The sequence below is a fragment of the Kitasatospora sp. NPDC023385 genome, assembly GCF_055664045.1.
In genome coordinates this window covers 75,842-88,633 of sequence record NZ_JBVOOL010000006.1, presented here as the reverse complement: position 1 = coordinate 88,633, position 12,792 = coordinate 75,842, and the positions used below count along the sequence as shown (strand labels likewise).

The following is a 12,792-nucleotide window of genomic DNA, read 5'->3' as shown; positions in this document are numbered from 1 at the left end:
GTCGGGGCGGGAGAGGTCGGGCTTAGCCGTCGACGTGCTCGGTCGCAGCGCAGTCCTCGATCAGCGCCGCGGCAGCGGCCGCGTGCGCGGGGTCGAGCAGGGTGTGGTGGGTGCCCGGGGTCCAGCGCTGCGCGATCGCGCGCCCGAACACCGCGGACCAGCCGAGGTCCCGCGGTGCGTCGCCCCAGCCGGTCTCGTCGAGCGCGCGGACCAGGACGGTGGGCGCGGCGCAGGGCCGCGCGGTGAACTCGGCGCGGGCGGCCCGCAGGTGCCAGCGGTAGGTGGCCGCGTACGGCTCCAGGTCCGCGGGCGTGAACCCGGCGCCCGGGCTGCGGTCCTCCAGGGCCCGGGCGACGGCCGCGAGGATCCGGGGGTCGTCGGCGTCGGCGGGCAGGCCGTCGGGTTCCGCGACGCCGAACAGCGCGGCGATCTCCGCGGCCGGCCGGCGCGGGCGCATGCCGAGCAGGGCCGGGGTCGCGCTGTCGAGCAGCACCACGGCCCGCGGTGCGGCGCCGGCCCGTTCCGAGAGCCGGGCCATCTCCACCGCGACCGCGCCGCCGAGCGACCAGCCGACCAGCACCGTGCGGCGCAGGTCGGCCCGGAGTGCGAGTTCCTCGAGGTAGTCGGCGGCGATCGCCCCGATCGAGCAGCGGTCCGCGGGGGCCTCCGCGTCGGCTTCGAAGGCGAGGACGCCCGGGCCCGGGGTCAGGTGCGGCAGCAGCCTGCGGAAGCCGCCGGCGCTGCCGCCGGCCGGGTGGACGAAGGCGATCGAGCCGCCGCTCGGCCCCGCGGCGCGCAGGCTGAGCAGGTTGCCGCGTATCACGGTGTTCCTCTCGTGGTCGGGAGCCCGGGGCGCGCCGCGCCCCGGGCTGCGGGAGGGCCGCCGGGCCGATGCCCGGCGGCCCCGGTCGGGCGGTTCGGGTCAGGCGGTCCGGGACCGCGGGCGCAGGAAGGCCGCGATCGACTCCACGGTGGGCCGGCGCACCACCTGGCGCAGCGACAGCTGGTCGTACCCCTGGGCGCGCAGCAGGTTGACCAGGCGGGCCAGCAGGAGCGAGTGCCCGCCGCAGGCGAAGAACTCGTCGTCCGGAAGCGGCCAGCCGCCGCCGATCACCGCGCGCCATGCGGTGGCGACGGTCAGCTGCTCGGCGTCGTAGTCCTGCGGATCGGCCCCGGCCGCGGTCACGGCCCGGGAGAGCAGCGCCGCACGGTCGACCTTGCCGGTCGCCGTGAGGTCGAAGCGGTCCAGGACGGTCACGGAGTCGGGGACCATCGGCTGCGGCAGGATCGCGGCGATCTCCGCGCGCACCTGGTCCGCTTCGGCGGCACCGGTGACGAACGCCCGCAGGCAGGGCCGCTCGGCCCGCCGGTCCAGCACGACGACGGCGTCGCGCACGCCGGCACCGCGCCGGGCGGCGTGCTCGATCTCGTGCAGGTCGATCCGCCAGCCGTTGAGCTTGATCTGGCTGTCGCCGCGGCCGAACAGCCGCAGCGTGCCGTCCGGCCCGAGCACGCCGAGGTCGCCGGTGTGGTAGGCGTCGACGCGCCGGCCCGCGATCTCCAGCGTCCGGAACGGTGAGGCGCCCTGATGGCCGGAGAGGTAGCCGACGGCCAGGCCGGGCCCGGTCACGACGACCTCGCCCAGCACGCCGTCGGGCACCGGCGAGCCGTGTTCGTCGACCACCGCGAGCCCGGCGCCGGCCACGCCGGTGCCGACGTGCACGCGCCCGCCCGGGACCATCCGGCCCGCGGTGGCGGTGGCGGTGGCCTCCGTCGGCCCGTAGAGGTTCCACACCTCGGCCTGCGGGTGCCGGGTCCAGATCCGCCGGAGCAGGTCGGTGTCCAGGGGCTCGCCGCCGAGCAGCACCCGGCCCAGGTTCATCCGGGTGCCCGGGTCGGTGGCCTCCTCCTCGGCGAGCAGCGCCGAGAGGTAGCCGGGCACGCAGTTGAGGGTGACCGGCTCGGGCGACGCGGCCAGTTCGGCGTGCACCGCCGCGAGGTCCAGACGGTCCGCTGCCGGCAGCCGGACGCAGCCGCCCGCGTACAGCACGCCGAGGGTCTGCTTGAACGAGGCGTCGAAGAGCGGGCTGGAGACGACCGGCAGCGGGGTGGCGGCGACGTCGAGCTCCTCGTCCGCCCACCGCAGGTAGTTCTCCAGGCTGCCCCGGCGCACGCCGACCAGCTTCGGCACACCGGTGGAACCCGAGGTGCGCAGCAGGTAGGCGAGCGCGTCGGGCCCGGCGGCGACGGGCTCGGCCAGGCCGCCCGTCGTGCCGTCCGGCAGGTCGCCCAGCACCAGGGTCCGGCAGTGCGCGGGCAGCATCGCGGCCTCGGCTCCGGCGCCGACCACGACGGTGTGCGCCCCGGAACGCGCGAGGGCGTCCGCGATCCGGGCGGCGGGCTCCTGCGGCGAGAGGGGCAGGAACACGGCGCCGAGCGCGTTGATCGCCAGCAGCGCGGCCGGCAGGTCCGGGTCCGCATCGGCGAGGACGGCGACGACGCCGCCCACCGGCAGGCCGTCCAGCCGGCGCGCGATCCCGGCCGCCCGCGCGTCGAGTTCGGCGTACGTCCGTACCCGGTCGCCCTGCCGGCAGGCGGGTGCGTCGGGCTTCGCGGCGGCGTGCGCGCGGAAGCGGGCGACCAGGCCGTCGGCCTCCGGGCCGGCCAGGCCGGCCTGCAGGCGCTCGGCGAGCTCGGTCGCGTCCTGCTCCGGCAGCAGGCGCAGCGCGGCGAGCGGAACGTCGGTCCGGTGGACCAGGTCCTCGAGCAGCGCGCTCCACATCGTGACGACCGCGGCGAGGCGCTCGCGCTGCTCCGGGCCGGAGCTCTCGACGTGCAGTGAGGCGGAACCCCCCTGGACGCGCAGCGAGAAGACCGCTCGGCCGGCCACCGGGAAGGACCAGGACTCCAGGTGCCAGCCCGCCGGCAGCCGCGGCAGGCCGTGCGAGTCGAAGACCAGCTCGGGGGCCGGGTCGGCCAGGCCGTGGACCGGGCCGCCGAGCATCGCCAGGGCCTGCTCGTCCTCGGCGCGCTGCGCGCGTACCGCGCTCGGCGCGTCCTGGGTCAGGTCCGGCGCCGTCGCGCCGGGCACCACCTGGGTGAACGGGCCGACGACGGTGGGCAGTCCGATGGCCTCGCGGGCGTCGCCGGTCCAGCCGAGGGCGCCGGCGGCGAGGCCGATGCGGCGCAGCACGGTGGCCAGCGCGGTGCGGGCGACGTCGGCCGGGGTGGCCCCGGCCTCGGCGGCGAGCGCGTTCAGCCGCACGAGCGTCGGGCCGGACAGCGGGCGCCGGAGGGCGACCGGTTCCGCCTCGGGGCCGTCGGGCCCGTCGGCGCGACCGGGAACGGCGTCGGCCAGCTGCCGGGCCGGGCCGTCGGGCCGGGGGCGGCGACCCGCCCAGAACCGCTCCTCCTCGGCGAGTTCGCCCTCGCGCAGCATGGCCAGGTGGCCGGGCGCGATCGCCAGGTAGTCCGGGGCGTCGGGGTGCTCGGAGGGGTGCTCGGAGCCCGCGCCGGCGGTGCCGAGGCGGCGCGCCAGCTCGGCCAGCAGCAGGCTGACGGAGGTGGTGTCGGCGAACACGGTGTTGCAGGAGAGGGTGAGTCCGGGGCCGTCCCAGCTGTCGGTGACGCTCGCCCGGAAGGTGCCGAGGGCCAGCTCGCCCCCGGTCCAGTCCGCGAGGGCGGCCGGAAGCTGGCTGGGTACCCGCAGGCCGGGCACCTCGACGAGGCGGGCCCGGAGCACCGGGGTCGTGGCGAGCACGGCCGAGAGGGCGGCGCGCACCCGGCCGGCCTGGGCCGAGGGGATCCGGACCGCCAGCGAGAACCGGCGTTCGCCGGTGCCGAGCAGCGTCCGCTGGATCGGGCCGAGTTCGGTCGGCAGGGCGGTGGCGGTGGTGTCCTGGACGGTCATGCCTGAACCCCCTGGGTGGCGAGGTAGGACTCGGCGATCTTCAGCAGGATGCGGCGCGGGCCGCTGAACGGGCGTCGGCCGTGCGCGGCGAGCATGTTGTCCACCACGAGCACGTCGCCCTCGCGCCAGTCGAACTGCACCGCGTGCCGCTCGACGACGTCGTTGACGATGGTGATCGTCTCCGGGTCGATCTCCGAACCGTCGCCCCAGTAGACGTTGTTGGGCCACAGCTGCTCGTCGGTGTCCTCCGGGGAGGTGGACAGGGCGTCGCGGATCCCGCTGTCCATCCGGGAGATGTGGAAGCCGTGGGCGTAGTTGAACCAGACCTGCTCGCCGGTCACCGGGTGGGCCGCCACCGCGACCCGGCGCTCCGAGGTGCGCAGCCGGTCGTCGCCGATCCACTCCACGGTGCGTCCCTCACGGGCGCACACCGCCTCGACCTCCTCACGGCTGTCGGTCTCGTAGGAGCGCTGCCAGGTGCGGTTGTAGCCGTAGCCGCGGACGTAGAGCAGGCCGCGCTCGGCGAACTGCGCGCGGATGTCCTCCGGGATGGCCGCGAGGATCTTCCGGTTGTCCGCGATCGGCGTCTGGCCGCGGTCCTGCGGCTCGATGTCGCACTGGAAGAACAGCAGCATCGGCCAGTCGTTGGAGTAGCAGAACTCGCTGTGCAGCCGGATGTCGAGCTCCTGCGGGTACTCGCTGGCGGTGTAGGTGTTCCGGCCGACCCGGCTGCGGATCGCGGCGCCGCCCTGGTACTCGACGAGCTCGCCGCTGAACGCCTGCACCACGGCGTCGAAGTCCGGCCGCTGCGGCGAGCGGAAGAGCAGGGCGCCGTGGCGGTGCAGGTCCGCGCGCAGTTCCTCGCGGTGCGCCGCGATCCAGGCCGGCAGGTCGACGTCGGGCTCGGACTCGAGGACGAGCGGCAGCTGTTCCTCGTTGCAGGTGGTGCGGCGCACCAGGTCCGGATCGGCGGAGCCGCGCACTGTGCGCGACTCGAGACGGGCGAACTTGGCGGTGGGCATGGCTGGACTCTCCTTCGGCGGTGGAGGTGACGGGGTGGGACGGGGCTGGGACGGGACAGGCTGGGAGGGGGCGGGAAGCCCGCCCCGGGGGCGGTCAGTCCTGCGGCGGGTCGGGAACGGCGACCGCGACGTTGGTCGCGGCTCCGGCGGAGCGGTTGACCACCCCGGCCGCGCGGCCGGGGGAGTGGCGGACCATGCAGCCCGCGGGGCGCCCGCCCATCACGAAGGGGCTGACGACCGCGTTGCTGCCGGTGCTGACCATCGATCCGGTGGCCGGATCGAGGAAGTCCATCGGGAGCGGGTCGGCGTTCGTGGAGCGCTGCACGATCCAGCCGCCCTCGGCGACCGCCCGGTCGAGTGCGCGGCGCCACTGCTCCGGTGTGCTCAGGGCGCCGATCCGCACGCCCTGGCCGGCGAAGCCGCGGGCCGGCTTGAGGACGAGCGTCTCGCGGCGCTGCGCCGCCAGGGTGAGCAGGTCGACCCGGCTGCCCTCGTGCTCGGTACTCCCGGGGACGACGTTGCGGGTCCACGGCAGCACCTCGTCGAGGAACGCGCGGTCCGCCGGATCGAGCGGCACGGAGCCGTCGGAGAGCCAGGCCAGCAGGGTCTTGTCGGACAGCAGCGCGGCGGCGGTGGAGGGCAGCAGCGCGACCCCGGCGCGAGCGGCCCGCCCGACCGCCTCCAGCGGTACGCCCATGCGCCGCCATTCGGACGGGATGAAGTGGCAGGACAGGACGGGGTGTTCCGCCTCCCGGCCGCCGTCCAGGTCCTCGGGCTCGACGAACGCGGCGTCGAATCCGGTCGCGCGCAGGTAGTCGACCTCGATGCCGAAGTAGCGCGCGCCGGTGATGTTCTCCTCCCGGACGGTGCCCAGGATGCCGACCTTCAACGCAACGCCGAGCCGTGCGCAGACGTCGCGGTAGACCTCCGCCTTGGCCGCGAGCGGATCCACCGCCCGGGCGGTGCCCGCCGGGCCGAGCAGCCCGGGGTAGAGCTTCGCGTAGCTGCGCAGCAGCAGGTGGCTCTTCATCACCCCGCCGAGCGCGCCGCCGAAGTTGCACTCCAGGAACTGCGCGCGGCCGGCGCTGAGCAGCGCGTCCGGCCGGGCGAAGAGTCCGGCCGAGGCGGCGTCGAACGCCGGATCCCCGAACGTGCGGTACTCCTGCGGGTCGAGACCGAGCGCGGTGGCGAGGCCCGGGGCGTCGGCGGCCCTGCTCCGGGCCGCGTGCCGGACGAGCCGCACGAAGCGGACGGCGTCCTCGGCGAGCCGGTCGTGCACCGCGGTCCCCAGGAGCACGGGCCGCAGGCCGACCGCCGCGCCCGCCAGGGCGACGGGGTCGTCTCGCAGGTCGTCGGTCAACTGCCGCGCGGTCCGCTCCGGGTCGGCAACGAGCAGGGCCATACGGGCACCTCCAGATCAGGCGGGGCGACGCGCCGGCCGGGCGGCGGCACCGGGGAATTCCGGCGGTCCGAGAAATGAGCGGAGGACGCCGCGTGGATACCTCACGAGAAAACTCGCGCGGTATACCGGAGCGGCATTTCCACGGCCGAATTCCGAAGCGGCTTTCCGCGTATCCCCACTGTGGCACCCCGGGCGGCGCGGACACCACAATTTCCGCTGGCACCACCCGGCCTTTGCAGCATGCGGCCATCTTCAAGTCGGCTCTGACCTGCTGGTTTGCCGAATCCGTCGAGCCGGTACGGTCTCCGAGTCCGGATCGCGCGGCTCGGCCCCCCGGACGTGGTCCGATTTCTTCTTGACAGCGCACACAGGAGGTGAATAGCGTCCTCAATGCCTGCGAGACAGTGCTGTCATTCCTGTATCCGACACCGGTCGGCCCGTATTCCCGGCGGGCGTGCGGACTTTTTCCGCCCCACCTGAGCACCGGTCAGGCACCGTTTCCAGGACCGAACCCAAGGAGCGCCCATGCTGCACTCACCGCTGACCGCGGGCCTGTCGCCCGCCCAGGACATCGCCCCGGCCGAGGTCCACCCGAGGCTCGCCCGCCACCTGCTCGTCGACGGCTACCCGTTCGTGCTCGACCTCGAGCGGAGCGGCGGCTGCTGGCTCGTCGACGCGGTGACGAATGAGGCGTACCTGGACATGTACACCTTCTTCGCCTCCAGCCCGCTGGGCATCAACCCGCCGGACGTCGTCGAGGACGAGGAGTTCATGCGGGTGCTGGCCACGGTCGGCGCCAACAAGCCGGCCAACTCCGATCTCTACACCACCCACCTGGCGCAGTTCGTGGAGACCTTTGCCCGCGTGCTGGGCGATCCGGAGCTGCCGCACCTCTTCTTCGTCGAGGGCGGTGCCCTGGCGGTGGAGAACGCGCTCAAGTGCGCGTTCGACTGGAAGAGCCGGCACAACGAGGCGCGGGGCCGCTCGCGCGACCTGGGCCGCAAGGTGCTGCACCTGACCCGCGCCTTCCACGGCCGCAGCGGCTACACCATGTCGCTGACCAACACCGACCCGACGAAGACGGACCGCTACCCGCTCTTCGACTGGCCGCGCATCGACGTGCCCGCGATCCGCTTCCCGCTCGACGACCACCTGGCCGAGGTGGAGCGGGCCGAGGCGCACGCGCTGGCCCAGGCCGCCGCCGCGTTCGAGGCGCACCCGCACGACATCGCCTGCTTCATCGCCGAGCCGATCCAGGGCGAGGGCGGCGACAACCACCTGCGCCCGCAGTTCCTGCGCGCCATGCAGCAGCTGTGCCGCGACCACGACGCGCTGTTCGTCCTCGACGAGGTGCAGACCGGCGTGGGCCTGACCGGCGGCGCGTGGGCCTACCAGCAGCTCGGACTGGAGCCCGACATCGTCGCCTTCTCGAAGAAGGTGCAGGTCGGCGGGATCATGGCCGGGCGCCGGGTGGACGAGGTGCCGGAGAACGTCTTCACCGTCAGCGGCCGGATCAACTCCACCTGGGGCGGAGGCCTGGTGGACATGGTGCGCTCGCGGCGGATGCTGGAGGTGATCGAGCGCGACCGGCTGATCCCGCGAGCGGCCGTGACCGGCGGCTACTTCCTCGAGGGCCTGCGCCGGCTCGCCCGCCGGCACCCCCGGCTGGTGTCCAACGCCCGCGGCCGCGGCCTCATGTGCGCCTTCGACCTGCCCGACTCGGCCACCCGCGACGAACTGCTGCGCCGGCTGCGGGTGGAGGAGAAGGTGCTGCTGCTCTCCGGCGGCGAGGCGACCGTACGGGTCCGCCCCGCGCTGACCGTCACCGTCGACGAGATCGACGTCGCGCTGTCCGCGATCGAGCGGACCCTGAACGGCATGGCGAAGGAGGGGACGACCGCATGAGCACGCAGCCGACCGCCTCGGTCGTCGACGGAAAGCCGCTGCCCGACGGACACGGGCTGCGGACGTACTCCTCCACGAACCCGGCGCGCCGCGACGAGGTGGTGGCCGAGGTCCGACTCGCCGACGCCGCGGGGTTCGTCGCGGCCTGCCGGGCCGCCCGGCGGGCCCAAGGCGCCTGGGCCGACACGCCGGCGCCGGTGCGCGGGCGGGTGGTCGCGGCCGCGGGCCGGCTGGTCGAGGCGAACAAGGAGCGGCTGGCCGCGCTGGTCACCCGCGAGATCGGCAAGCCGTACGCGGAGGCGCTGGGCGAGGTCCAGGAGATCATCGACACCTGCGACTTCTTCACCGGCGAGGGCCGCCGGCTCTACGGCCAGACCGTCCCCAGCGAGATGCCCGACAAGCAGCTGTTCACCTTCCGCGAGCCGGTCGGCGTCGTGGCGGTGATCACGGCGGGCAACTTCCCGGTGGCCGTGCCCTCCTGGTACCTCGTCCCGGCGCTGCTGTGCGGCAACAGCGTGGTCTGGAAGCCCGCCGAGTACGCGGCCGCGTCCGCCCAGGCGCTCTACGAACTGTTCGCGCACGCCGGCCTGCCGACCGGGGTGCTCGACATCGTGCACGCGGACGGCGCGCAGACCTTCGCCGGCCTGGAGTCCGCGCTCGCCGAAGGCTGCGTCGACAAGATCGGCTTCACCGGATCGACCGAGGTGGGCCGGCGCATCGGCGAGCTCGCCGGTCGTCACCTGCAGACCCCGTGCCTCGAACTGGGCGGCAAGAACCCGATGGTGGTGACCGAGGACGCCGACCTCGACCTCGCCGTGCGCGGCGCGCTGTTCTCCGGCTTCGGCACGGCGGGCCAGCGGTGCACCTCGCTCGGCACGGTCCTGGTGCACGAGTCCGTGCACGACGCCTTCCTGGCGAAGTTCGTCCGGGCGGTCGAGCAGGCCGTGGTCGGCGACCCGACCGGGGAGGTGCTCTACGGTCCGCTGCTGGCCGAGCACTTCGCCGAGCGGTTCGAGGAGTGCCTCGACTGGATCGCCCCGCACCACGGGGTGCACGGTTCCACGGCGCACGGGCGGATCACCGGCGCCCGGCCGCGCGCGGGCTTCGTCGGCGACCCCGAGGCGGGCCTGTACTACCACCCGACCGTGGTCGACGGCGTGCGCCCGCAGGACCGGATCTTCCAGGAGGAGACCTTCGGCCCGCTGGTCGGCGTCGCCGGCTACCGGAGCCTCGACCAGGCGATCGAGCTGGCCAACGCGCCGGGCTACGGCCTGTCCGCCGCCATCTACACCCACGACCCGCAGGCGGCCTTCGCCTTCCGGCGCGGCGTGCGGGCGGGCATGATCAGCGTGAACAACTCCACCTCCGGAGCCGAGGCGCACCTGCCCTTCGGCGGCAACGGCCGCTCCGGCAACGGCTCGCGTCAGTCCGGTGTCTGGGTGCTGGACCAGTTCACCCGCTGGCAGTCGATGAACTGGGACTACTCGGGTCGGCTGCAGCGCGCCCAGATGGACACCGGCGTGCTCGAACCCGACCTCGGCTACCGGCTGCCGTGACAGGGTGGAGGGTCGGGGCGAACCGCCCCGACCCGGCGCCGGGACCATCGCGCGCCGAACCCATCGCGCGCCGAACCTATCCCGCGCCGGGACCATCGCGCGCCGAACGAGAGGATCAACCGGTGACCGAGAGCCAGGCGGACCGGGCCGCCCGCGCGGCGGTGGCCGTCGCGGCCGAGTACGGCCTCGGCGTCACGCGGCCCGTCGTGCTGCGCGACGCCAGCAACGTCCTCGTGCGGCTCGACCCGCTGCCCGTCGTCGCCCGTGTCGCCGGGCTGATGGCCGCCCTGCGCGACGGGACCGGGGAGTGGCTCGCACGCGACGTCGCCGTCCTCGCGCACCTGGACGGCCGCGATGCGACGCGCCCCTGCCCGCCGCCGTTGCCGCCCGGACCGCACCACCGGGACGGGCTCGTCCTCACCTTCGCGGCACTCGAGCATCCGGATCCGGCGGCGACGCTCGACCCCGGCGACGTGGGCCGGTCCCTGCGCCGGCTGCACGCCAACCTCCGCGACCTGCCGGTGCCGCTGCCGGTGCTCGGCCTGGTCGAGGAGGGGCGCGGCTGGCTCCGCGGGCTGACACCCGGCTGCGGGCTGACGGCCGGCCGGCTCGAGCGGCTGTCCGACCGTTACGACGAGGTCCGCGCGGCCATCGCCGACGCCGCCCCCGCGACCCAGCCGCTGCACGGCGACGCCCACGCGGCCAACATCATGTCGACTCCGCGCGGGCTGGTCTGGACGGACTTCGAGGACGCGGCGTCCGGCCCGCCGCTGTGGGACCTCGCCTGCCTCGCCGCCCGGGCCCGCGCGCTCGGCGTCGGCGAACGCGGCTACGGCGCCGACTGGGCCGACGCGGCCGTGCGCGCCTACGGAGCCGACCCCCGGGATCCGCTGCTGGACCTGCTCGTCACGGCACGCACCCTCGCCGTGGCCGCGTGGGGCCTGGCGGTATCCGACGCCGCCCCCCGGGTGCGCGCCGCGAGCCTCGCCCGCGCCGAGTGGATTCTCGCGAATCCGGCCGGCCGAATGTAAGCCGAGAGCCGGGCGCATTCCGGCGCCGACGGACCGGCGCCGGAATTCGCGTTCCGATGGCGGCTCGGCTTGATAATGCGTCAAGAATGCTTCTCTTCAAGCCCGTTGACGTTGACTAGACGCTCTCGGCGCGCGGCCGATCAGCCAGCCAACCGCACGCCATCGCCCTGGCTCCCGCCTCGAAACGACTGCGCGCGCCCAACTGCTGCATTATTTCCGCGGTGATCCGGCGGCACGTCCGCACCGAGACGCCGATCTTCCGGGCCACGACCTCGTCCGTGAAGCCCTCCATCATCAGCTGGACCACCGCCTGGTGCTGCGGCCCCAGTTCGGGCTGCCCCGCGCTGCTCCTGGCCGGCGCGCGCCCGGACGCGAACGGCGCGGCTTCGGTCCACACCCGTTCGAACAGGTTGGCCAGGGCCTCCACCACGCCGGTGCCGGTGAGCACGAGGACCCCGCGGGTGCCCCAGCTCGGGTCCACCGGGACCAGTGCCACCCTGCGGTCGTAGACGATCATCCGCGGCGGCAGACAGGCGACGGTGCGCACCTCGCCCCCGTGCTCGTCGAGCCAACGCGCGTACGAGACCGTGGCCGGGTCGTTGCGGACGCTGTCGAGGTAGACGTACCGGACCCGGACCCCGCGCTCCAGGGCCAGTCGGTCCAGCGGGCGGGCGGCGTCGAGCTGCTCCGGCTTCTGCGCGCCGCCCGGCGCGAAGACGGCGATGTCGTTCTCGCAGGTCATCGCCTGCTCCTCGATGTGCGCGAGGATCTGGTCGGCGCCCATCACCCGGACCACGCCGCCGTCCGCGTCGGACGCGTTCGGGGCCGAGTCGTCGATCAGCCGGGTCACCGCGAGCCGTGAGGCGACCAACTGCTTCTGCAGCTCGAGCAGTTCGTTCTCCTGCTGGAGCAGCAGCTGGCGCAGGCCGACCTCCGGCTTGACCATGCGCAGCTCGCCGGACTGCTCGACGGAGGGCCGTACCAGCGAGCGCCGCGCCAGATCGTCCAGGGCCGCGACGACCCGGTCGACCGGCCAGCCCAGGCGCTCGGATATCTGCTGCTTCCGTACCCCCGGCTGCGCCAGCATCTCCCGGTAGACGAGTTCCTCGTCCTCCTTCAAGCCGAACAGACTGAATTCCACTCCCGTGCCCCCGTTCAGGCGTACGTTCCGCCTCGTCAATCGCGGCCACCGTAACAGAACGGAGTGAGAGCGCGACAAGGCCTGTCCTGATGCTGCAAACGCAACACGTTGTCAGCCCGGAGGGCAGACACCGGGCCGCTGACCGGGCAAAGCTGGGACCGGAACGCAGGCCGGCGACGGCGGCATTCGTCACCATTTCCGGATCCGCGACATAACGGAGGAATAGCGATGTCCAGTTTTTCCACTTCCGCCCGATCCATTTGCGGTTGGGCCCTCGCGCTGACCGTCGGTGCCGTGATCGCCGGGACCGCCGCGACCGCCGGCTCGACCGGTCCGGAGCACCACCGGGCGCCCGCCGGCGCCTCCGCCGTCCGGGCCCTCGGCGCCGGCACCGCCGCGGCGGCTGTCACGGCCAACCCGGACAACACCTGGGGCGACTGAGCAGGGGCCGGGCGACCGCGAGCTCGTCGTGTACCTGGTGCAGGTCCGGTTCGCCGCGCACGGCTCGACGTTCGACGCGCGGGAGCTGGAGCTGCGCATCCGGGACGGTGCGACGGCCGACGACGCCCTCGAGCACGTCTACGTGCAGGCGCGGGGGAGCACCGCCGACGCCGTCCTGTTCATCGCCGCCGACCGGGCCGGCGCCGCCGAGTCCGCGGCGACCTGCCTGGCCGCCCGCTGCGCGGCGGGCTACCCGCCGCCCGCCGGCGTGACCGTCTCCCGCGGCCGGGTCACCCTCGCCCCCGGCATCGCCGCCGCCGTCCTGCTCGACGACGACTGACCGGCCGGAGACCCCGGCCGCCACCGCCCACCCACCCCGAGGAC

Annotated in this window: 10 protein-coding genes; 5 read left to right on the top strand and 5 right to left on the bottom strand. The window is 74.4% G+C overall.

Features of this window, described 5'->3' with window-relative positions; genetic code table 11:
• Positions 1–22: 22 nt before the first annotated feature.
• The 4 genes from AC0B61_RS11915 to AC0B61_RS11900 form a co-directional block, all read right to left on the bottom strand.
• Positions 23–823 (bottom strand): alpha/beta fold hydrolase, encoded by an 801-nt coding sequence (locus AC0B61_RS11915; protein WP_471740508.1) that lies wholly within the window; start codon positions 821–823, stop codon positions 23–25.
• A gap of 99 nt (positions 824–922) precedes the next feature.
• Entirely contained in the window at positions 923–3,910 is a 2,988-nt protein-coding gene (locus AC0B61_RS11910; RefSeq protein ID WP_471740507.1) for an AMP-binding protein, read from the bottom strand.
• Positions 3,907–4,932 carry a TauD/TfdA family dioxygenase gene (locus tag AC0B61_RS11905; protein ID WP_471740506.1) on the bottom strand — a complete coding sequence of 342 codons (1,026 nt, stop codon included), beginning with the start codon at positions 4,930–4,932 and terminating at the stop codon, positions 3,907–3,909. Before AC0B61_RS11905 ends, AC0B61_RS11910 begins: the two co-directional genes overlap by 4 nt.
• Before the next feature lie 94 nt (positions 4,933–5,026).
• The gene (locus AC0B61_RS11900) at positions 5,027–6,334 is read right to left on the bottom strand and encodes a hypothetical protein (RefSeq protein ID WP_471740505.1); all 1,308 of its coding nucleotides are present in this window, start codon (positions 6,332–6,334) and stop codon (positions 5,027–5,029) included.
• Positions 6,335–6,859: 525 nt separating this feature from the next.
• Between AC0B61_RS11900 and lat the strand changes: the two genes are divergently transcribed.
• The 3 genes from lat to AC0B61_RS11885 all read left to right on the top strand — a co-directional run bounded on the left by lat (position 6,860) and on the right by AC0B61_RS11885 (position 10,826).
• On the top strand, positions 6,860–8,239 hold the full coding sequence (gene lat / locus AC0B61_RS11895) for an L-lysine 6-transaminase (protein ID WP_471740504.1): 1,380 nt from the start codon (positions 6,860–6,862) through the stop codon (positions 8,237–8,239).
• Positions 8,236–9,795: an aldehyde dehydrogenase family protein gene (locus AC0B61_RS11890; protein WP_471740503.1), complete on the top strand. Its 1,560-nt coding sequence runs from the start codon at positions 8,236–8,238 to the stop codon at positions 9,793–9,795. The genes lat and AC0B61_RS11890 overlap by 4 nt, the downstream gene beginning before the upstream one ends.
• Before the next feature lie 122 nt (positions 9,796–9,917).
• Positions 9,918–10,826 (top strand): phosphotransferase, encoded by a 909-nt coding sequence (locus AC0B61_RS11885; protein WP_471740502.1) that lies wholly within the window; start codon positions 9,918–9,920, stop codon positions 10,824–10,826.
• Between the two features lie 115 nt (positions 10,827–10,941).
• On the opposite strand, the gene AC0B61_RS11880 is transcribed toward AC0B61_RS11885, so the two are convergent.
• Positions 10,942–11,967: a hypothetical protein gene (locus AC0B61_RS11880; protein WP_471740501.1), complete on the bottom strand. Its 1,026-nt coding sequence runs from the start codon at positions 11,965–11,967 to the stop codon at positions 10,942–10,944.
• A gap of 294 nt (positions 11,968–12,261) precedes the next feature.
• On the opposite strand from AC0B61_RS11880, the gene AC0B61_RS11875 reads away from it, so the two are divergent.
• Both AC0B61_RS11875 and AC0B61_RS11870 read left to right on the top strand, forming a co-directional pair.
• Positions 12,262–12,408, top strand: coding sequence for a hypothetical protein (locus AC0B61_RS11875; RefSeq protein ID WP_471740500.1), 147 nt, complete (start codon positions 12,262–12,264; stop codon positions 12,406–12,408).
• A gap of 28 nt (positions 12,409–12,436) precedes the next feature.
• Positions 12,437–12,748 carry a hypothetical protein gene (locus AC0B61_RS11870; RefSeq protein ID WP_471740499.1) on the top strand — a complete coding sequence of 104 codons (312 nt, stop codon included), beginning with the start codon at positions 12,437–12,439 and terminating at the stop codon, positions 12,746–12,748.
• Positions 12,749–12,792: the final 44 nt, after the last annotated feature.